This is a genomic window from Candidatus Accumulibacter phosphatis (genome assembly GCF_012939955.1).
In the GTDB taxonomy this organism is placed as follows: Bacteria; Pseudomonadota; Gammaproteobacteria; order Burkholderiales; family Rhodocyclaceae; genus Accumulibacter; species Accumulibacter delftensis.
The window spans coordinates 45072-65929 of the sequence record NZ_SPMY01000006.1; the positions used below are offsets into that span (position 1 = coordinate 45072).

Genomic DNA, 20858 nt, shown 5'->3' on the forward strand with positions numbered 1-20858 from the left:
ATTCCCCGCCTCACCCCCGGCCCTTGTCCCGCAGGGACGAAGGGTGATTCGTGAGTCGCGTACGCGACATTCACATTAAGGCTTATTTTCCGTCCCGGGGATCGGACAAGGCCTGGATCACCTTGTCAGTGATATCAAGTTTCGGGCTGACCCAGACCACATCCTGAACGATCAGGTCGTACTTCTCATTTTCAGCAAGCTGCTTGATCGCCTTGTTGGCCTTTTCGATGATTGCCGCGTTCTCTTCGTTCTGGCGCAGGTTCAGATCCTCACGGAACTCGCGTTGCTTGCGTTGAAACTCTCGCGACAACTCACCAAGATCCTTCTCCTTGGTACGGCGCTCGGGCTCGGCCATGGTCACACCATTTTTCTCCAGCGCTTCCTGCAAGCCCTGCACCTGCTTCGCCAGACGCTGTAAATCCTGGTCGCGCTTGGAGAACTCCTGCTCGATCTTCTTCGCCGCGCGCACGGCAGCGGGAGCGTCGCGGAAAAGACGCTGGGTATTCACGTACCCCACTTTGAGTTGATCCACCGCCGACGCATAGGACACCGGCAGCGAGGCCATCAACGCAACCAGCAGTCTGGCAATCGTCTTCTTCAAGCTTGTTCTCCTGGGTTAGAAAGTCGTTCCAAACTGGAATTGGAACTTCTGGAGTTTATCATTACTTTGCTCGTTGATCGGCTGACCGTAGCTGAATTTCAGCGGCCCCAGAGGCGAAATCCACGCCGCAGCGAGGCCGACCGAGGTCCGCAAGCCCTCTTCGGCATAGGTATAGTTATCGGTGAAAACATTGCCGGCATCAAAAAAAAGGACCGAAGCGGAAGGACTTGTCGACGCCCGGAAACGGCATCAGAATCTCGGAATTGAACACTGCCTTGCGCGTGCCGCCGAGGCGTGTATCCGGATATAGCGGATCTACCGGGCCGAGGCTGGCTGTATCGTAGCCACGTACCGAACCTACACCACCAGCATAGAAATTCTTGTAGAAAGGCAAGGTCTGCCCCGACAAACCGTCCCCGTAGCCAAGGTCGACATTGAGCATCAGCACAAGGTCCTTGACGAGTTCAAAGTAGTGTTGATTCTGATAGGTCGCCCGATAAAAAGTCAGGTCGGCGCCGGGAATCGCCACCTCCACTCCGGCTCGCTGGGTTCCACCTTTGGTCGGATAGATAGCGCTGTCCCGCGTGTCACGAGCCCAGCCCAAGGTCGTCGGCAGGGTAAGATTGGAGTCGCCGTGCTGCGCCTGGAACTGGATATACTGGATTGGCGTTGCCAAGGTAACCGGCGTTATGTCGATATTGGTTTGATCTATCGCCAAACCGAAGGTAAGCGAGTCCACCTCCGTGAGCGGGTAGCCAAAGCGGATCCCACCACCGTAGGACGTGGACTGGAACGCGTAGCCGAGAGAAGTCGGGTTGAGCGTGCGATAGTAGAGATCGAAGCCCTGACTGATACCGTCAACGGTAAAGTATGGATTGGTATAGTTGATCCCCAGAGTACGGTTCAACTTGCCCGTATTCAACTGCAAAGCCAGGTACTTGCCGCTACCAAAAATGTTCGACTGCGATATCGAACCTGAAAGGATGACCTTCTCCGAACTCGAGTAACCGGCGCCGAGTGAGATATTGCCGGTCGACTTCTCGGCCACGTTGATGCTGACATCAACCTGGTCAATGGTCCCGGGCACTGGCGGCGTCTCGACGTTGACTTCGCCAAAGTAGCCGGTCCGGTCGATTCTTTCACGTGATTTCACGACCCGGTTCGCGTCGTACCAGGCCCCCTCCATCTGACGCACTTCCTGACGAATCACCTCGTCGCGCGTTTTGGTGTTGCCGGTGATGTTGATCCGCCGGACGTAGGCACGCTTCCCGGGATCGACGAAAATGGTGAACGCCACCAGATGCTTTTCCTGGTCGAGTTCTGGCGCAGCGTTGACGTTGGCAAACGCGTAGCCTTCAGCGCCGAGTTTGTCGGCAATCGATTTCGTACTTTCGTTAAGTATTTTGCGTGAGAAAACGTGGCCCGGCTTGATCTTGACCGATTCCCTGAACACTTCTTCCGGCAAGATCAGATCGCCAGCGAGCTTCACCGAGGAAACAAGATAAGGCTCGCCTTCCTTGATGCTGATCGTGAGGTAGATGTCCTTCTTGTCGGGACTGATCGAAACCTGCGTCGATTCGATGTTGAACTCCAGAAAGCCACGATCCAGGTAGTAGGAACGCAGCGTTTCGAGATCTGCTGCCAGCTTCTGTTTCGAGTATTGGTCACTCTTGGTGTACCAACTGACCCAGTTTGGCGTTTTCAGCTCCATCACGCTCAGCAGGTCCTTCTCCTTGACGGCATGGGCACCGACAATGTTGATCTCCCTGATCTTGGCAGTGTCACCTTCGTCGACGTTGAAGTTGATCGCCACACGATTACGATCCAGCGGTGTGATGGTGGTGGTGATGGTCACCGCATACCTGCCACGCGACAGATACTGGCGTTTCAGTTCCTGCTCGGCTTTATCGAGCGTGGCTCGGTCGAAGGTGCGCGAGACGGCAATCCCGACCTCCTTGAGGCCCTTGAGCAACTGTTCCTTGTCGAACTCCTTCAGCCCGACAAAGTCGATCTGTGCAATCGCCGGTCGCTCGTGGACGACGACGATCAGCACGTCGCCATTTATTTCAACGCGCACATCCTCGAAGAAGCCGGTGGCGAACAAGGTCTTGATGACCTGTGCCGCCTTCTCGTCATCCATCGTTTCGCCAACTTTGACCGGCAGGTAACTGAACACCGTCCCGGCTTCGACGCGTTGGATGCCTTCGACACGAATGTCCGCGACCGTAAACGGTTCCATGGCCATGGCGCCAGCAGCAAAAAGGGTGGCCAGCAGACCTGTGAGCAGCGATTTGTTCATGAACTCAGCCGGAAAACAGTCGATTGATATCGTTGTAGAAAGCGAAAGCCATCAGCATGAACAGGAGTGCCATACCGATCTTCTGACCGATTTCGATGCTGCGCTCGGAAACTGGCCCACGCTTGATGATTTCGACGAGATAATACAGCAAATGCCCCCCGTCCAGAATCGGGATCGGCAACAGATTCAAGACACCGAGGCTGATGCTGACCAGCGCCAGGAACTTGATGTAATAGTCCACTCCCAGCCTCGCCGATCGGCCAGCGTAGTCGGCAATGGTCACCGGCCCACTGATATTTCGCCACGACACGTCACCGGTGATCATCTTGCCGATCATCAGCAGGGTGAAGGTCGACTTGTCCCAGGTTTCCCCAACCGCCTTGCTCAGTGCCGCCAGGGGGCCATAGCTAACGGTGACCATCAACTCGGCTCGCGACCGATCGCCATCACTCACTGCGACGCCAATGCGCCCGACCTCCTGCCCCTGCTCATCGACCGAAGCCGGCGTCACCGTGACCGTAATCTGCTGCCCATTGCGCAGCAAGTCCAGACTAAGCGGCTTGCCAGGCGAGCCGCGAACGATGTGCACGAAGTCCGACCAGTTGCCGATCGCCTGCCCATCGACGGCCAGCACCTCGTCTCCCGAAAGTAACCCAGCGTCGGCCGCAGCGCTGTTACCACTGACCGTCCCGAACACCGCCGGCAGTTCTGGGCGGAAGAGGCCCAGGCCAAGCCGTCCCAAGGCGTCCCCCTCCCAGCCCGACTGACGGACAGGCGAGACATCGAGGCGACGGAGGCTGATCTCGTGGCGCGCATTGATCACCTCGAGGTCGATGAGATCCTGATCGACCGCCCGCTGCAGCAGCAGCCAGCGCATCTCCTGCCAGGTCTGAACTTTTTCACCAGCCACCTTGAGCACCAACTCACCGTCTTCCAGGCCGGCCGCAGCGGCGGCGCTGGCCGCAACCGGTGCAGACAGCAGCGGCTTGAACTCCTCGGTACCGTGCCAGAAGAGTCCCCAATAGAGCACGATAGCGAGCAGAAAGTTGGCGGCCGGGCCCGCGGCAACAATGAGAATTCGCGACAGCACCGGCTGCCGATTGAAGCTGCGCGGCAAGTCTTCGACAGCAACATCGCCTTCGCGCTCGTCGACCATCTTGACATAACCGCCCAAGGGGAAAGCCGCAATGGCCCACTCGGTGCCGTCCGCCCCCAAGCGCTTCGCCCACAGCGGCCGGCCGAAACCGACTGAGAAACGCAGCACTTTGACCCCCACCCAACGCGCGGCCAGATAGTGGCCGAACTCATGCACCACGACCAAAATTCCGAGGGCCAGAGCGAATGCCGCCAGGTAGTACAGAAAACTGCTCATGGTCGGCCCAGGGTGACGACGAATTGCTCGGCGGCGGCGCGCGCCATGCGATCGGCGGCAAGAACTTCGGCCAGCGAGCCTGGCACCCGGGTTACCGGTAGCTGGTCCATGGCGCCAGCAATGACTCGGGGAATCGCTGTAAAGCCGATCCGCCCGTCAAGAAAAGCTTCGACCGCTATTTCGTTGGCGGCATTCAAGGTCGTTGGCGCGCAGCCGCCTTCCTTGAGCGCACGATAGGCCAGGGCAAGGCAGGGAAAACGCTCCAGATCCGGGCGCTCGAAATGCAGCGACGCGACCTTGAACAGATCCAGAGGCTCGACGCCCGCAGTCATGCGCCGCGGGTAAGCCAGCGCATGCGCGATTGGAGTGCGCATGTCCGGATTGCCAAGTTCGGCGATCACCGAGCCGTCAGCGTATTGAACCAGCGAATGGATGATGCTTTCCGGATGGATCACCACTTCGATGCGCTCGGCCGGGACGTTGAACAGCCAATGCGCCTCGATCACCTCCAGACCCTTGTTCATCATCGTCGCCGAATCGACCGAAATCTTTCGTCCCATCACCCAGTTCGGATGCGCACAAGCCTGCTCCGGAGTGACCGCAGCGAGGTCAGCAAGCGCCGTCAGGCGAAACGGACCACCCGAGGCGGTGAGATACAGGCCGAGCACCCCGCCGTCGTCGATATCACCCGTATAACCACTCGGCAAGGACTGAAAGATCGCATTATGTTCGCTATCGATCGGCAACAGGATGGAAGCACTCTGGCGAACAGCGCGCATGAAGACCGCGCCGGCCATGACCAGAGCCTCCTTGTTGGCGAGCAGGATCTTCTTGCCGGCGACGGCCGCTGCCAAGGTCGGCGGCAAGCCAGCCGCACCGACAATGGCGGCCATGACGGTATCAACTTCCGGCAGGGCCGCCATGCGCAGCAGCGCATCAGGACCGTAGCTAACCTCGGTCTGGCAGCCGACGGCGAGCAAGCGTGCCGCCAGTTCAGTCGCCAGCGCCGCTTCGCCGACCACCGCATGGCGCGGCTGAAACTCGAGGCACTGCTCGAACAGGCGATCGATCTGCCGATGCGCACACAGAGCCACCAGTCGATAGCTTTGCCGATGGCGGCGAATGACGTCCAGAGTATTGGCCCCGATCGACCCGGTCGACCCGAGGATGGTCAGGTTTTGCACGGTGCTGCCAGCGCTGCCAGCCCTCACGAGAAGCTCAACAGCCAAACGAGTGCCACCAGCGGCAGTGTCGAGGTGAGACTGTCGATACGATCGAGAACTCCACCATGGCCTGGCAACACATTGCTGCTATCCTTCAGCCCCGCCTGGCGTTTGAGCAGCGACTCGAAGAGATCGCCGACGACGCTGATCGAGGTCAGGGCGATCAACACCAGGAGCAGCAGCAAAGGCTTCTCGGCCAGCACCACAGGCAGTTTCGATGACAACAGAAAACCGTAGGCGAGGACGGCGATGCCCCCCCCGATCGCCCCCTCCCAGGTTTTTCCCGGGCTGATATTGGCGGCCAGCTTGTGTTTCCCGAAGCGGCGGCCGGCGAAATAGGCAGCAATGTCCGCCAGCCAGACGACGGCCATAATCGCCAGCAGGGCGAGAGGGCCCGCTTGCCGTAGCTGTACCAGGGCCAACCAGGTTGGCAGGATCAAGAGCAAGCCGGTGAGCAGGCCAAACACCGCGTTCGACAAAGGCCAGCGTTGACGAAGCCAGATGGGCACCGCGAGCAGCCAGAAAGCGGCCGCCGGCAAATAGAGGAAAGCACCCAGACGCCACGCTGCCGGCTGAGAAAAACCCGTGCCAAGCCCAACAGCCGCCGGTTCGACGGCACTCAGCAAGGCACACAGCGCGACGGCGAGAACCCCGAGCGCGATCCGTGCCACAGCAGCAAGGCGCATCAACGCCCCCCACTCCCAGGCGGCGACGGCGGCTATCGCCGTGACGAAGACCAGCCAACCCGCGGGCGGCAGGTAGAAAAGGGCGGCAAAGAAAGCGGCAAACAGGAAGGCCGCGGTGATTACCCGCGTCCTAAGCATCTATGCGCCGGCTCGTCGCTGCCGCGGTGGTCGCAGGAGAATCGCCAAGCAGCTGCTCGCTGGTTCGTCCGAAGCGGCGTTCGCGCTGCTGAAAAGAGGCCAGCGCGGCATCGAAAGCCGTCGCATCAAATTCCGGCCAAAGCAGGTCAGTGAAATAGAATTCGGAATACGCCAGCTGCCAGAGCAGGAAATTGCTGATCCGTTGCTCACCGCCGGTGCGGATGAACAGGTCAGGCTCTGGCGCGTAGCTCATCGCCAGATGCGGCGCCATGTCGCTCTCGGTCCACTCGCCGTTCTTTCCCGGCTCGCTAAGCAACATGCGGTTGACTGCCTGAAGAATATCCCAGCGCCCGCCGTAGTTCGCGGCCACCGTCAGGATCAGGCGCTTGTTGTCGGCGGTGCGCTCCTCGGAACTGCGGATCAGCGCCTGCAGCTCCGGCTCAAAGCGCGACAAATCGCCTACCACCCGCAGGCGAACACCGTTACGATGCAGCTTGCTGACTTCATCCTTCAATGCCTTTACGAAGAGTTGCATCAAAAGGGAAACTTCCTCCTGCGGACGACGCCAGTTCTCGGAACTGAACGCAAAAATCGTCAGGAACTCGATACCCCGCTCAAGACAGGTCTTGACCGTGGCACGCACCGTTTCGACGCCGCGATGATGGCCCGCAAAGCGCGGCAACAAGCGCTTCCTGGCCCAGCGACCATTGCCGTCCATGATGATCGCCACGTGCCGAGGCACCACCGACGTCACCGGAACGTCGCGAGTGGAACTGGCGAAAAGAGCCATTTCTATAACTGCTCCGAAAGCCCTAGATAGCCATCAACTCGGTTTCCTTGTGGCTGAGTTGCTGATCGATTTCCGCCACGTGGCGGTCAGTGAGCTTCTGAATGTCGTCCTGGGCGCGGTGCTCCTCATCCTCGGAGCAGTCCTTGTTCCTGAGCATCTCTTTCAGCGTCGCCATGGCGTCCCGCCGCAAATTGCGGACAGCGACCTTGGCACCTTCGGCCTCGGCCTTCACAACCTTGATCAGATCGCGGCGGCGCGCCTCGGTCAGCATCGGCATCGGCACGCGGATCAGATCGCCTTGCGACGACGGATTGAGCCCCAGGTCGCAGTCGCGAATGGCCTTCTCGACCTTTGCCGCCATCCCCTTTTCCCAAGCCTGAACTCCGAGCGCACGGGCATCAATCAAGGTCACGTTGGCGACGGTGTTGATCGGCACCAGCGAGCCGTAGTATTCGACCTGCACATGGTCGAGCAGACCGATGTGAGCGCGTCCGGTGCGTACCTTGGCGAGGTCGCTGCGCAGCGCCTCCAGGGACTTGTGCATTTTCGCTTCTGTCGTCTTCTTTACATCTGCTATGGACATCTTGGTCTCCTTCAGCAATACACCAGGGTGCCTTCGTGCTCGCCCATCGTAACCCGCCGCAAAGCGTCCTTCTTGAAAATCGAGAAGACGTTGATCGGCAACTTCTGGTCTCGGCAAAGTGCGAAAGCCGTGGCATCCATCACCGCCAGGCTCTGGGCGATCGCCTCGTCGAAGCTGATCCGGTCATAGCGGATGGCCAGCGGATCCTTCTTCGGATCGGCCGAGTAGATACCATCGACCTTGGTCGCCTTGAGGACGATTTCAGCGCCGATTTCGGCGCCACGCAGAGCGGCTGCCGTATCGGTAGTGAAGAAAGGATTGCCGGTACCGCCAGAGAAAATCACCGTTCGACCCTGTTCCAGATAGCGAATGGCCTTGGCACGAATGTACGGCTCGACCACCTGCTCGATGTTCAGCGCCGACTGGACGCGCGAGACCATTCCGGCCGAACGCATGGCGTCGTGCAAGGCCAGGCCATTCATCACCGTCGCCAGCATTCCCATGTAGTCTGCCTGCGCCCGGTCCATGCCGGACGCGGCGGGTGCAACACCACGAAAGATGTTGCCACCGCCGATCACCACACCGACCTGGACGCCCATGTCGACAATGCCCTTTATTTCGGCAACGATTCCCGCAATCGTCTGCCGGTTGATGCCGTATGCATCGGACCCCATGAGGGCCTCACCGGAGAGTTTGAGCAGGATGCGCTTGTATTTCGGCGAGTTGTCGGACATCGTCGTCTGGCTCCTTGGTCGGTCTGGGTACGGGTCGTCGTTTACTTCTGTGCAGCGGCAGCCTGAGCAGCCACTTCGGCCGCGAAGTCGTTGCTTTTCTTGGCAATGCCTTCGCCAACCACAAACAGCGTGAAGCCGGCAACCGACGCCGCTTTGGCCTTGAGCAATTGCGCAATCGTCTGCTTGCCGTCTTCGGCCTTGACGAAGACCTGGCCAAGCAGGGTCACCTCATTGAGGAATTTCTGCACCGAGCCCTCGGCGATCTTTTCCAGCATCGCTTCCGGCTTGCCGGCCTCTTTCGCCTTCTCGATGGCAACGCGCCGCTCGCTCTCGATCAGATCGGCGGCAACGCCCGTCGAATCCAGCGCTTTCGGCTTCCCGGCGGCGATTTGCATCGCCAGATCCTTGCCCAGCTGCTCGTCACCACCCACGTAGTCAAGCAGGACGCCGATCTTGGCACCGCCATGAACATACGAAGCGAGCTGGCCTGTGGCTGGCATGCGCACGAAACGCCGAATCGACATGTTTTCACCGATCTTGCCCACCAATGCGGTACGCGTCGATTCAACGGTCCCGTCACCCATCGGCAGGGCCGACAAGGCAGCCACGTCGGCTGGATCATGGCTGGCGACCAGCGCCGCACAATCACTGGCCAGCTTCAGAAAGTCATCGTTCTTGGCAACGAAGTCGGTCTCGGAGTTGACTTCGACCAGCGCGCCCACTTTGCCGTCAGCTGATAGATGGATCGCCACCACACCCTCGGCGGTAATACGACTTGCCGCCTTGCTCGCTTTCGAACCAAGCTTGACGCGCAGGACTTCTTCAGCCTTGCTCAGGTCGCCAGCAGCCTCGGTCAGCGCCCGTTTGCACTCCATCATCGGCGCGTCGGTTCTCTCGCGCAACTCTTTAACCATGCTTGCGGTAATTTCCGCCATTTCATTCTCCACTTGTGAACACGGCCGGTAGTGCCGGCCGTGCCTCACTGAACATTCAGAACAAACAGACCGACGGCGACAGCACGCCGCACGGTCGCAGCAGGCGACGATCAGTCGTCGCTGGCCTCTTCAATGAACTCGTCGCCAGAGACCGCTTCGATGATTTCCTCGACAAACTGGCTACGCCCCTCGAGAACGGCATCGGCGACACCGCGCGCGTACAAACGGATGGCGCGCGAAGAATCGTCGTTACCCGGGATAACGTAGTCAACGCCTTCCGGCGAGTGGTTGGTATCGACAACCGCCACCACCGGAACACCCAACTTGTTGGCCTCGGTAATGGCGATCTTGTGGTAACCCACGTCAATCACGAACAGCGCATCGGGCAAGGTCACCATGTCCTTGATGCCACCGATCGACTTGAGCATCTTGTCCAATTCGCGCGTGGTCATCAGCGCCTCTTTCTTGCCCAGGCGCTCAAGAGAACCATCTTCGACCATGCCTTCCATGTCCTTGAGACGCTTGATCGACTGCTTGATCGTCTTGAAGTTGGTCAACATGCCGCCCAGCCAACGCTGGTCGACGTACGGCGAGCCACATCGCGAAGCTTCTTCGGCCATGATCTCGCGCGCCTGGCGCTTGGTCCCGACAAACAGAATGTTGCCTTTGTTGGCAGACAGCTTGCGCACGAAGGTCATGGCTTCGTTGTATTTGGTAAGCGTTTTTTTCCAGGTTGACGATATGAATCTTGCTGCGAGCACCAAAAATATAAGGCGCCATTTTGGGATTCCAGAAACGTGTCTGGTGACCGAAATGGACGCCGGCCTCGAGCATCTGACGCATCGTTGTAGACATATGTTTTTACTCTCTATATTCAGGGTTTGACCACCATCCGCCGAGCTACAGTCTGCCGTGTTATGTTGGCAGGCACCCTTGAACAGGCGAATGTGCGAAATGAGGCGTGCCTCGTCGGCACACCCGCTGCGCCCCAGCGGCGCAGCTTCCCGCTTTGCTGACCGCAGCCAGCAAAACCGGGCGATAGTACCATCAGGGGCCCCTGCATTTCAAATGACTTCGCAGGTCCTTCCCCAGCGGCGCCTCCGACGCGCCCGGGGAATGTTCGCGGCGCACCGAGTGCGCTCGGCAAATTGCCTAAGCCGGTCGCTTCCTTTATCCTTGCCGCTCTTACCCTTGGCGGCGACCCGAACGCATGAGCATTACACTCAAGACCCCCGTGGAAATAGAAAAGATGCGTGTCGCCGGCCGACTCACGGCCGAAGTACTCGACTACATCACGCCACACCTGCGATCGGGAATCACGACCGGCGAGCTTGATCGCCTCTGCCACGACTACATGGTCGATGTTCAGGGCAGCATTCCGGCGCCCCTCAACTACGCGCCACCAGGCTACCGACCCTACCCGAAGTCGGTGTGCACCTCGGTGAACCACCAAGTCTGCCACGGCGTTCCCGGCGATCGGCAACTGAAGAACGGCGATATCGTCAATCTTGATGTCACGGTCATCAAAGACGGCTATCACGGCGACAGTAGCCGCATGTTTCAGATCGGAGAAACCTCGGTTCAAGCGCGGCGACTGTGCGAGATCACTTTCGAATGCCTGTGGCTGGGCATCGCGCAAGTTCGCGCGGGTGCGCACCTCGGCGATATCGGCCATGCCATTCAACAGCAGGCAGAGAAATCGGGCTACTCGGTGGTCCGCGAGTTCTGTGGTCACGGTATTGGCGCCAAGTTCCACGAAGAACCGCAGGTTGTTCACTATGGCCGCCCACACACGGGCCTCCAACTACAGGCAGGAATGGTCTTTACCATCGAGCCAATGATCAATGCCGGCAAGGCGGCGATCAAGACCATGGCCGATGGCTGGACGATCGTTACCAAGGATCACAGCCTGTCTGCGCAATGGGAGCACACTATCCTGGTCACTGAAACGGGTTACGAAGTGCTTACCGTGTCCGAGGGGACGCGGCCACCGCCCGCGGGAATCCGGGCCTAACGGTCATGACATGTCGAGACACCCCTGATCATGAAAGTCATGACCGCCCCCCTCTCACTTGCAGTGCGCATTCCGGCTTGCACGCCGGAATCGTTCGGCAGGCAGGGAGCATGCTCCCTGAATTCCCCGCCTCACCCCCGACCCTTCTCCCGCAGGGGGAGAAGGGAGGTTGGTGAGTCGCATGCGCGACTTTCACATTAAGCCGGTGGACGCCGCCACCGTCGACCCGCTGGCGCTGGTCGCGCAGTACCGCTCACATCTGCAACAAGGCCAGGCGGCGATCCGCGAGCGTTATCTGGCCAGCGGCGATGCGCCGCGCCTGTTGCACGAGCGTTGTTGCCTGATCGATGAAGTTCTCTGCGACCTGTGGCGATCGCTGCAGTTGCCGGCGTCTCTGGCCTTGCTCGCGGTCGGTGGCTACGGGCGTGGCGAGCTCTATCCAGCCTCGGATGTTGACCTGCTGCTGCTTCTCCCCGCACCGCCCGACGGCGATCTGACGACGCAGCTGGAACAGGCGGTCACCCTTTGCTACGACATTGGCCTGGAAGTCGCTCCCAGCGTGCGCACCGTCGACGAGTGCTCGCAGGCTGCTGCCAGCGACCTCACGATCCAGACGGCGCTACTCGAAGCGCGCCTGCTGATCGGCAGCGACGAGCTGTTCCAGGCGTTCTCGGCCGCGCTCGAGCAGGTCCTTGATCCGCTTGCTTTCTTCGAAGCCAAGCGCAGCGAACAGGATGAACGCCATCTGCGCTACGACGATACGCCCTACAGCCTGGAGCCGAACTGCAAGGAAGGCCCGGGGGGACTGCGTGATCTGCAAACCATCCTCTGGATTGCCAGCGCGGCAGGCTACGGCTCTACCTGGGCAGAGCTGGCGCAATACGGTTTTCTGACTCACGAAGAAGAAACCCAGCTGCAGCGCAGCATCAAGTTCCTGCAACAGTTGCGTACCCGTCTGCACGTTCATGTCGGCCGCCGTGAAGATCGCCTCCTCTTCGACTACCAGACGGCGCTCGCGGAGCAGCTGGGCTACCAGGCGACAGCGACCCGGCGGGCCAGCGAACTGCTGATGCAACAGTACTATCGCACGGCAAAAGAAGTCACCCAGATCAACACCATCTTGCTGCTGAATATCGGTGCCGCCATATCACCGCTGCCGGACCAGGCACCAGAGCCAATCAACGAACGCTTCGAGATTACCCACGATTTTCTCGACATCACCGATGACGAGGTCTTTGACCGCGAACCGGCCGCCATCCTCGAAGCCTTCCTGCTGATGCAGAAGCATCCCGCGCTGCAGGGCATGACCGCACGCACCCTGCGCGCGCTGTGGCACGCGCGCACCTTGATCGACGACGAGTTCCGCAACCATCCCGACAATCGCGCGCGCTTTCTCGAAATCATGCAGCAGCGACGCGGCGTGCTGCATGAACTCCGGCGCATGAATCAGTTCGGCATACTTGGCCGCTATCTACCGAATTTCGGCAGGATTGTCGGCCAGATGCAGCACGACCTGTTCCATGTTTACACCGTAGACCAGCACATCCTGCGCGTCCTGCGCAACTTGCGACGCTTTCTCGCCGATGAGTTCACCCACGAGTATCCGCTGTGTAGCGAATTGATGAGCGACTTTCGCCGTCCCTGGGTGCTCTACATCGCCGCCCTGTTCCACGACATCGCCAAGGGACGAGGGGGAGATCACTCGCAGCTCGGCGCGGTCGATGCCGCCAGGTTCTGCGCAGATCACAGCCTCGATGCCGTCGATAGCGAGCTCATTGTGTGGCTGATCGAGCAGCATCTGCTGATGTCGACCGTCGCCCAGAAGCAGGACATTGGCGACCCCGAAGTGATCGGCGCATTCGCTGCGACGGTAAAGGACGAACGCCACCTGGCAGCGCTCTACCTATTCACCGTCGCCGACATACGCGGCACCAGCCCGAAAGTCTGGAACAGCTGGAAGGGGCAACTGCTCGAACAGTTGTTCCGGAGCACCTGCCGGTCACTCCTGGCCGGTGGTGAAGTTCCCGTCAGGCAGGGGCTGATCGAGGAACGGCAACAAGAGGCCTTGCGCCTGCTGCGCTATTTTGCCCTTCCCGACGCGGTACACGAACGCCTGTGGAAACAACTCGACACCGTGTACTTCCTGCGCCATTCCGCAGAAGAGATCGCGTGGCATACGCGTGCCCTGCACTATCGGCCGGTTGTTGAACAAGCAGTCATCAAAGCGCGCATCAACCCGCAGGGCGAGGGCCTGGAGGTAATGATCTACGCGCCGGATCAGCCCGATCTGTTCGCGCGCCTGGTCGGTTTTTTTTCCCGCGCCGGTTACACCATCGTCGACGCCAAGATTCACACCACCCGTCACGGCTACGCCCTGGACAGCTTCATGTTGCTCAAGGTTGGCGAACTCGGCAGTGATCGCGCGATGATCAGCTTCATCGAACACGAACTGGAAGAACGGCTGAGTCACCCGGGCCCGCCGGAGGCCCCGGGCAGCGGACGCATCTCGCGACAGGTCAAGCACTTCCCGATACAACCGCTGGTGACCATCGAGCCCGACGAGAAAGGCTTGCACTACGTGCTTTCGGTAAGCGCTGCCGACCGTCCCGGCCTGCTGTACACCATCGCCATGACTTTGGCCGCGCATGGTGCTAACCTACATACGGCAAAGATCTCCACTCTCGGCGAACGGATTGAGGATACCTTTCTGATCAGCGGCGGCGACCTCGGCATGACTGCCCGCCGGATCAAGCTGGAAACCGAGTTGCTGGAACGTTTGAAACTCTGACTTCCTTCTTGGCGGGCGCGACGACGATGAGCATCTCCAAAACCTCCCTGTAACAAGAGAATCAGAAAAAACGCTCGGCGAAAACGCCTGCTCAAGTGTCGGTTTTTTTTTACACCGAAACCTTCGAGGATCGATCGACGCCAAGCGACGAACAGGCAATGGCATGATTTATGGGCTTATTCTCTTTTTTAACAGCGCATGGTATAAAGCTTGCTTATAGTTTTCTGAACGGTTATTTTTTTGGCTATCGGAAGCAGGATCTCACGGCAGCGATTGCTCGCTGCCAGCTTGGCGCAACCGTGACGCAATTCGCGGTCGGTCCTGACCGAGAACGCTACAATGATTCTGGTCGGGTGGAAGTGGATGTCGGTTCTGGAATGGTGATCGCCGTGGAACGGCGGGCCAGCCTTCACCGGATGGTAGTCGCCGGCGGAGCTGCTGGAGAGGATGACGAGATGCTTACCGACAACGACGAAACAAGAATACTGGATTTGCAGCGTGTGGTCCAAGCTCAGAAAACTTTGGGAGCAGCATGATGAAGACTAATAAATCAATTGACGACTCGCAGGGGTCGATGGATTTATCGCCCACGACTACCGAAGCAGTCATCCAAGGTGCCGCTTCGGCCCCGGAGAACAAGCGTCGACGCCTGGTGCGCGGCGCGGTAGCCTTCGCGCCATTGGTTCTGACTTTACGCAGCGGGGCGCTGGCTGCGGCTTCTTGCACAGGAGCCAGACTGGTGCAGCTTCCCGCGGATGGAAAATTTTCTCCAGCGGACGCGGGGGACGTTTGCATCAACGCAGATTTTCCCCCTGTCTGTCCCGACTATCCAACCACGCCTGGTTCCACAAAGGTGCTGACGCAGCCAGCGTCGGTACTGCCCGTAACCTCAGCAGGCGGCCCCGCCTCAGGCGGCGGCGGACTGTTCTATTGTGGCGACACGGGAAGCCACCTCAGCGACAAGACGGTTGCGATTCTCAGCTCGGCAAGTGCCAGCTCCCTGCAGGGATGAGGTAATCCCTGGCCGGCACATCCGCAGAAGTCTTCGCTGTGGAGTAAAATTCGCCTCAAGACATTCGGGGTAGCTCAGGCGACCTCGGGGGTACCACTTTCCCCTCCGATCAGGTAGAACTGATGATCTTGATGGCAGCTGGTCGCGGTTTGATTTGGCAGGACTGGGGTGATGTCTATCTCGTCTATCAGCCTTCCTCCGCCGAAACACATGTTTTCAACGAGACAACCGCACAGATCCTGAAGTGCCTGGAGCACGGCTCGCTGTCGACGGCCACGGCGAAGGAGCGGACCGAAGCTGCCCTCGGCGTCGACCTGGGTGAACTCGCCGCCGACGATTTTGCATTTGCCACCATGAGGCTTGAGGAACTGGGCCTCGTCGAGTCCGCGGACGATGTCAGCACCGCTCAATGAATGTCGGTGACCTAAATCGCCGGGAATTCGGTGAACAGTTGGCCGGCGACGGGGTCGCGCTGCAGTTTGGTCCCTTCAACCTCCGGCTTCGTTCCGACCTGGACTCCTTCGCCGCGCACGCGCACCAGCTTTACGAACCTTATCCCCTTCCGGAGACCACGGCAATCTGTGACTTCCACGTCCAGATCTGCGCTCCCCGCGGGCTACGTCGCTGGCTGCGCCGCCAGGCATGTTTCGGTGTCGATGGGCAGTTCCCTTTCGCGCCATATACGGTTGAACACGCCTTTCCAGCACTCGAATGGGGAATCAACTGGTGCGTGGCAACGCGAGCGCATCATCTGCTGCTCCTGCATTCGGCGGCAGTCGAGCGTAATGGCCGGGCAATCCTGTTCCCCGCCTCGCCCGGTAACGGCAAATCGACCCTCTGTACTGCGCTCGTCCACTCCGGATGGCGCCTGCTCTCGGACGAATTCGGCCTGGTGCGGCCCGAAGATGGCCTGCTGCTCCCGATACCGCGCCTGATCCCGCTGAAGAACGAGTCGATCGACGTTATCAGAAGATTCAGACCTGAAGCGATCATCGGGCCATCTTTCCTGGCGACCCGCAAAGGTACGGTAGCGCATGTACGGCCGCCGCTGGACAGCATCAGGCGCGCGCAGGAGCCAGCCCGGCCGCGCTGGCTGATCTTCCCGCGCTGGGTTTCCGGCGCGCCGCTCACGCTCGAACCCATGTCCAGGAGCCAGGCCTTCCTGATGGTCGCGACCAACGCATTCAACTACGACGTGCTCGACGAAACAGCTTTTCGACTGGTTACGGACATGGTTCACGCCTGTGATTGCTATTCGCTGGTGTACTCCGATCTCAACGAGGCTATTCCCGCGCTTGACGAGCTTTGCAACAGCATGGATCGCTGATGGCCAAGGTTGCGAACGAAAGGCTGCGGGCGCGGAAGCTCCTGCTCGACGCCCTGAAAATGCCGGAAACGCTGCCCGCTCTGTCCCTCGCCGACTGGGAATTGCTGTTGCGCGTGGCTCGTCGCGCCCGGGTGCTCGGACGATTGGAATCCGCACTGCACCATGCAGGATTGCTTGGCGACATCCCACCACCTGTGGCAGCCCATTTGAGAGCCGCCCGCAACGTCATCAAGCATCGGAAAACACTGATCTCGTGGGAAGTAAACCGTTTGCTCTGGGCGCTCAAGGGAATCGATGCACCGCTGATTCTGCTCAAAGGGACCGCTTATCTTCTCGCCGACCTGCCGCCCGCACAGGGCCGAATCTTTGCCGACGTGGATCTTCTGGTACCTGAAGATCGGGTCAGGGAGATCGAGGAAAGACTGGTCGAACGTGGCTGGTTCAAGACAGAAATCGACCCCTACGACGACCGCTACTACCGCGTCTGGATGCACGAGATTCCTCCGCTCCGTCACCGTGAGCGAGGCACTGAAATCGACATCCACCATCGGCTCTTACCGAAGACCAGCCATCTGGCCTCGGCTCCCGCACCACTTTTTGCGGCCGCCCGGACGCTCGCCGACCCGCGGCTGCGCGTTCTTGCGCCTGCCGACATGATACTGCACGCCCTGGTGCACCTGTTTCTCGAGGGCGATCCCGACGAGGGTCTGCGCTTGCGGGATCTGGCCGATGTCCATGATCTGCTTTGCCACCATGGTCAGGAGCCTGCCTTCTGGGCGAGCCTCGTACCACGAGCACGCGCCTTGGGTTTCCAGCGCCCACTGTTCTACGGACTGCATCATGCGCATCAATTTTTTGGCACACCGATTCCCCCGGATGTGCTGCACGAACTGGAAGACGCGGCGCCTGCCTGGCCGATCCGCAAGCTGATGAATCGTCTGATCCCCCTCGCCCTGCTGCCCGGACACCCGGATCACCCTTCCCACCTGGCGGCTCTGGCCCGCTGGCTGATTTATGTGCGCGCCCATTGGTTGCGAATGCCACCCGGCCTGCTCATCAAGCACCTGTCGCACAAGGCCTGGCTGCGCTTTCGCGGATTCCGCAAACGGGTCGACCTGGCCCAGCTCGATCTCAAACAGCAGTAGCCGGAAAGAGCAGGCAGCAACAAAGGCTGGATAGGACGATATACTGTAAATAAACACAGTTATCGCCATGTCCGCCGCCCTGCCCCCCTATGCCGAACTTCACTGCTGCTCCAACTTTTCCTTCCTGCGCGGCGCCTCGCATCCGGAAGAACTGGTCGAGCAGGCGCAGGAACTCGGCTACAGTGCGCTGGCGATCACCGACGAAGCCTCGTTGGCCGGCGTCGTGCGAGCACATCGCGCAGCCAGTGCTCGCGGCCTGCAACTGATCATCGGTGCCGAATTTCGCCTCTGCAGTGAGCCAGGGAAAGACCTCAGACTGGTCCTGCTGGCACAGAACCGCGCCGGTTACGGCAATCTGTCGGCTCTGACCACCCTGGCGCGGCGACGCTCGCTCAAGGGCCAATACCGCCTCTACCGCGGCGACCTCGAAAGTCCCGGCGACTTTGCCGGCAGCAGCGGCGCCCTGCCGGACTGCCTGGCGCTGTGGATCCCGGACGCTGGCGCCGGGGTGGACGAGGGACGTTGGCTGGCGGCGCGCTTCCCAGCCCGTTCCTGGCTGGCCGTCGAACTGCATGCCGGGCCCGATGACGCGACACGCCTGGCGATGCTGCTCGAACTCGCCACGGCGAGCGGCCTGCCGGCAGTCGCCGCTGGCGACGTGCACATGCACCAGCGCGCGCGCCGCCCGCTGCAGGACACACTGACCGCGATCCGCCTGAAAAGCACGCTCTTTGCCGCCGGTCGCGCGCTCTTTGCCAATGGCGAGCGCCACCTGCGCAGCCGCCTGCGGCTGGCACGACTCTACCCGCCAGAACTGCTCACCGAAACCCTGAGCATCGCCGCACGCTGCAATTTCTCGCTCGCCGAACTGCGCTACGAATACCCTGACGAAGTAGTGCCCGCCGGCCAGACAGCACCAGGCTTTCTGCGCGCGGAAGTCGAAAAAAGGCCTGCGCCGACGCTATCCCGACGGAGAAGCCGCCGCGGTGCGCGAACGCGTCGAGCACGAACTCGCACTGATCGCCGAACTCGCTTACGAAACCTACTTCCTGACCGTCTACGACCTAGTCAATTTTGCCCGCAGCCGGAATATCCTTTGCCAGGGACGCGGCTCGGCCGCCAACTCGGCAGTCTGTTATTGCCTGGGCATCACCGAAGTCGACCCGGCACGTTCGCGGCTGCTTTTCGAGCGCTTCATCTCCCGGGAACGCGGTGAACCGCCGGATATCGACGTCGATTTCGAACATCAGCGGCGTGAAGAAGTGATTCAGTACCTCTACCGCCGCTACGGGCGTGAGCGCGCCGCACTGACGGCAACGGTGATCACTTACCGGACGCGCGGCGCCTTGCGCGACGTCGGTCGCGCCCTCGGCTTCGGCAGCGCCCAGATCGACGCCCTGACCTCCTCGCTGGCGTGGTGGGACAAGCGCGAGCAACTGCCCGAACGCCTGCGCGCAGCCGGCCTCGACCCGGAAGCGCCGCGCGTCGACAAATGGCTGGCACTGAGCGAAGCGCTGCGCGGTTTTCCCCGCCACCTCTCGCAACACGTCGGTGGCTTCGTCATCTCGCGCGGTCCCCTGGCACGGCTGGTGCCGATAGAGAATGCCGCCATGCCCGAGCGCACGGTGATCCAGTGGGACAAGGACGATCTCGACGCGCTCGGCTTGCTGAAAGTCGATGTCCTGGCACTCGGCATGCTCTCGGCGATCCACCGCGCGCTGGATCTGGTCGGCATCGCTTTGTCAGAGGTGCCGCCCGAAGACCCGGCGGTCTACGACATGCTCTGCGCGGCCGACACGATTGGCGTCTTTCAGATCGAGTCACGGGCGCAGATGGCCATGCTGCCGCGCCTCAGGCCGCGCAGTTTCTACGACCTGGTCATCCAAGTGGCGCTGGTCAGGCCAGGGCCGATCCAGGGCGACATGGTCCACCCCTACCTGCGTCGCCGGCACGGCCAGGAAGCGATCGAACCGATGCGCCCGGAAATCGCCAGCGTACTCGGGCGCACCTGCGGCGTGCCGATTTTCCAGGAACAGGTCATGCAACTGGCAGTCGTCGCCGGCGGCTTCACCCCCGGCGAGGCCGATCAGCTACGCCGGGCAATGGCCGCCTGGCGACGCAAGGGCGGGCTGGAACCCTTCGAAGAGAAGCTGATCAGCGGCATGCGCCTGCGTGGCCACGATGAAGCCTTCGCGCAGCGCGTCTTCGCGCAGATTCGCGGTTTCGGCGAATACGGTTTCCCCGAATCACACGCCGCCTCCTTCGCCTTGCTGGTGTACGTCTCCGCATGGCTCAAGCGCCACCATCCGGCCGCTTTTCTCTGCGCCCTGCTCAACAACCAGCCGATGGGCTTCTACTCTCCCTCACAATTACTGCAGGATGCGCGCCGGCATGGCGTCGAGGTACGACCGATGAGTGTCAACGAAAGCGCCTGGGAAGCGCAGCTCGAAAGTTCGGGCTGCGAGCCTGGGACGATGGCCAGCACGCCTGCCGTCCGCCTCGGTCTGAGCAGTATTTCCGGCCTGCCGCAGGCCGCTGCCGCACGCCTGCTCGCTGCCCGCCAACAGCGGCCTCTGCACAGCGTTGCTGATCTTGCGACACGCGCACAGCTGACCCACAAGGATCTCGCACTGCTCGCCGCTGCCGGCGCTCTGGCCAAGCTCGCCGGCCATCGGCGGCAAGCCGCCTGGTTTGCCGCCGGCGCCAACCAGGCCAACGCGCAATTCGATCTGCTGAGCAGCGTACCGCCCGTGGAAGCTGCTGCCGAACTCGCCACGCCATCCGAAGCCGAGGAGCTGATTGCCGACTACGCGACCACCGGCTTCACTCTCGGTCGCCATCCCTTGACGCTACTGCGTAGCCGACTCAGTGCACAGCGTTTCATTTCCGCCAGCGAGCTGCAGAACGCGGCCGACCGCCAGCTCACTCGAGCCGCCGGAATCGTCACCTGTCGGCAACGGCCGGGCACGGCCAGCGGAATCGTTTTTGTCACCCTGGAAGATGAAACCGGGCTGGCCAATATCGTCGTGCACTCGCGACTGGTCGAGCAGCAGCGCCACGAGTTGCTCGGCGCCCGCCTGCTCGGCGTTCTCGGACAGGTCCAGCGCGAAGGCCAGGTCGTCCATCTGGTGGCCAAACGGCTCGTCGACCTGTCTTCGCTGCTCGGTCGCCTACCGACGGCAAGTCGCAATTTTCATTGACCGCCAGGAGG

General features: G+C 60.8%; 14 protein-coding genes and 3 pseudogenes. 7 read left to right on the top strand and 10 right to left on the bottom strand.

Annotated features, from left to right (window positions below; translation table 11 throughout):
- Positions 1 to 82: 82 nt before the first annotated feature.
- From E4Q23_RS02190 to rpsB, 10 genes and pseudogenes are all read right to left on the bottom strand, one after another.
- Positions 83 to 565, bottom strand: coding sequence for an OmpH family outer membrane protein (locus E4Q23_RS02190; protein WP_169065112.1), 483 nt, complete (start codon positions 563 to 565; stop codon positions 83 to 85).
- A gap of 51 nt (positions 566 to 616) precedes the next feature.
- Positions 617 to 2900 (bottom strand): annotated as a pseudogene (gene bamA / locus E4Q23_RS02195) (outer membrane protein assembly factor BamA).
- Between the two features lie 4 nt (positions 2901 to 2904).
- Positions 2905 to 4272 carry an RIP metalloprotease RseP gene (gene rseP, locus E4Q23_RS02200; RefSeq protein WP_169065113.1) on the bottom strand — a complete coding sequence of 456 codons (1368 nt, stop codon included), beginning with the start codon at positions 4270 to 4272 and terminating at the stop codon, positions 2905 to 2907.
- Positions 4269 to 5483, bottom strand: coding sequence for a 1-deoxy-D-xylulose-5-phosphate reductoisomerase (ispC, locus tag E4Q23_RS02205; protein ID WP_291997966.1), 1215 nt, complete (start codon positions 5481 to 5483; stop codon positions 4269 to 4271). Before ispC ends, rseP begins: the two co-directional genes overlap by 4 nt.
- Positions 5480 to 6319, bottom strand: coding sequence for a phosphatidate cytidylyltransferase (locus E4Q23_RS02210; protein ID WP_169065114.1), 840 nt, complete (start codon positions 6317 to 6319; stop codon positions 5480 to 5482). Before E4Q23_RS02210 ends, ispC begins: the two co-directional genes overlap by 4 nt.
- A complete protein-coding gene (gene uppS, locus E4Q23_RS02215; RefSeq protein ID WP_211203600.1) occupies positions 6312 to 7109 on the bottom strand; it encodes a polyprenyl diphosphate synthase in 798 nt (265 codons plus the stop codon). The genes E4Q23_RS02210 and uppS overlap by 8 nt, the downstream gene beginning before the upstream one ends.
- A 22-nt stretch (positions 7110 to 7131) precedes the next feature.
- A complete protein-coding gene (gene frr, locus E4Q23_RS02220) occupies positions 7132 to 7692 on the bottom strand; it encodes a ribosome recycling factor (RefSeq protein WP_169065115.1) in 561 nt (186 codons plus the stop codon).
- An 11-nt stretch (positions 7693 to 7703) separates the two neighbouring features.
- A complete protein-coding gene (pyrH, locus tag E4Q23_RS02225; RefSeq protein ID WP_169065116.1) occupies positions 7704 to 8426 on the bottom strand; it encodes a UMP kinase in 723 nt (240 codons plus the stop codon).
- A 41-nt stretch (positions 8427 to 8467) separates the two neighbouring features.
- Positions 8468 to 9361, bottom strand: coding sequence for a translation elongation factor Ts (tsf, locus tag E4Q23_RS02230; RefSeq protein ID WP_169065117.1), 894 nt, complete (start codon positions 9359 to 9361; stop codon positions 8468 to 8470).
- A gap of 110 nt (positions 9362 to 9471) precedes the next feature.
- Positions 9472 to 10216 (bottom strand): annotated as a pseudogene (rpsB, locus tag E4Q23_RS02235) (30S ribosomal protein S2).
- 355 nt (positions 10217 to 10571) lie between these two features.
- Here rpsB and map point away from each other — a divergent pair.
- From map to E4Q23_RS02270, 7 genes and pseudogenes are all read left to right on the top strand, one after another.
- Positions 10572 to 11375 (top strand): type I methionyl aminopeptidase, encoded by an 804-nt coding sequence (gene map / locus E4Q23_RS02240; RefSeq protein WP_169065118.1) that lies wholly within the window; start codon positions 10572 to 10574, stop codon positions 11373 to 11375.
- A 181-nt stretch (positions 11376 to 11556) separates the two neighbouring features.
- Entirely contained in the window at positions 11557 to 14163 is a 2607-nt protein-coding gene (locus tag E4Q23_RS02245) for a [protein-PII] uridylyltransferase (protein ID WP_169065119.1), read from the top strand.
- Positions 14164 to 14333: 170 nt separating this feature from the next.
- Complete coding sequence (locus E4Q23_RS02250; RefSeq protein ID WP_169065120.1) at positions 14334 to 14699, top strand: hypothetical protein; 366 nt, start codon at positions 14334 to 14336, stop codon at positions 14697 to 14699.
- 598 nt (positions 14700 to 15297) lie between these two features.
- Positions 15298 to 15588 carry an HPr-rel-A system PqqD family peptide chaperone gene (locus E4Q23_RS02255; protein WP_169065121.1) on the top strand — a complete coding sequence of 97 codons (291 nt, stop codon included), beginning with the start codon at positions 15298 to 15300 and terminating at the stop codon, positions 15586 to 15588.
- A complete protein-coding gene (locus E4Q23_RS02260; RefSeq protein ID WP_169065122.1) occupies positions 15585 to 16502 on the top strand; it encodes an HprK-related kinase A in 918 nt (305 codons plus the stop codon). The genes E4Q23_RS02255 and E4Q23_RS02260 overlap by 4 nt, the downstream gene beginning before the upstream one ends.
- A complete protein-coding gene (locus tag E4Q23_RS02265) occupies positions 16502 to 17647 on the top strand; it encodes a nucleotidyltransferase domain-containing protein (protein WP_169065123.1) in 1146 nt (381 codons plus the stop codon). Before E4Q23_RS02260 ends, E4Q23_RS02265 begins: the two co-directional genes overlap by 1 nt.
- Positions 17648 to 17714: 67 nt before the next feature.
- A pseudogene (locus E4Q23_RS02270) lies at positions 17715 to 20847 on the top strand (error-prone DNA polymerase).
- Positions 20848 to 20858 lie beyond the last annotated feature (11 nt).

Excerpts from the sequence above, each read along its gene's own strand:
- E4Q23_RS02190 (WP_169065112.1), bottom strand. The coding sequence starts at position 565 with ATGGCCTCGCTGCCGGTGTCCTATGCGTCGGCGGTGGATCAACTCAAA.
- rseP (WP_169065113.1), bottom strand. The coding sequence starts at position 4,272 with ATGAGCAGTTTTCTGTACTACCTGGCGGCATTCGCTCTGGCCCTCGGA.
- E4Q23_RS02210 (WP_169065114.1), bottom strand. The coding sequence starts at position 6,319 with ATGCTTAGGACGCGGGTAATCACCGCGGCCTTCCTGTTTGCCGCTTTC.
- uppS (WP_211203600.1), bottom strand. The coding sequence starts at position 7,109 with ATGGCTCTTTTCGCCAGTTCCACTCGCGACGTTCCGGTGACGTCGGTG.
- frr (WP_169065115.1), bottom strand. The coding sequence starts at position 7,692 with ATGTCCATAGCAGATGTAAAGAAGACGACAGAAGCGAAAATGCACAAG.
- pyrH (WP_169065116.1), bottom strand. The coding sequence starts at position 8,426 with ATGTCCGACAACTCGCCGAAATACAAGCGCATCCTGCTCAAACTCTCC.
- tsf (WP_169065117.1), bottom strand. The coding sequence starts at position 9,361 with ATGGCGGAAATTACCGCAAGCATGGTTAAAGAGTTGCGCGAGAGAACC.
- map (WP_169065118.1), top strand. The coding sequence starts at position 10,572 with ATGAGCATTACACTCAAGACCCCCGTGGAAATAGAAAAGATGCGTGTC.
- E4Q23_RS02245 (WP_169065119.1), top strand. The coding sequence starts at position 11,557 with ATGCGCGACTTTCACATTAAGCCGGTGGACGCCGCCACCGTCGACCCG.
- E4Q23_RS02250 (WP_169065120.1), top strand. The coding sequence starts at position 14,334 with ATGGGCTTATTCTCTTTTTTAACAGCGCATGGTATAAAGCTTGCTTAT.
- E4Q23_RS02255 (WP_169065121.1), top strand. The coding sequence starts at position 15,298 with ATGATCTTGATGGCAGCTGGTCGCGGTTTGATTTGGCAGGACTGGGGT.
- E4Q23_RS02260 (WP_169065122.1), top strand. The coding sequence starts at position 15,585 with ATGAATGTCGGTGACCTAAATCGCCGGGAATTCGGTGAACAGTTGGCC.
- E4Q23_RS02265 (WP_169065123.1), top strand. The coding sequence starts at position 16,502 with ATGGCCAAGGTTGCGAACGAAAGGCTGCGGGCGCGGAAGCTCCTGCTC.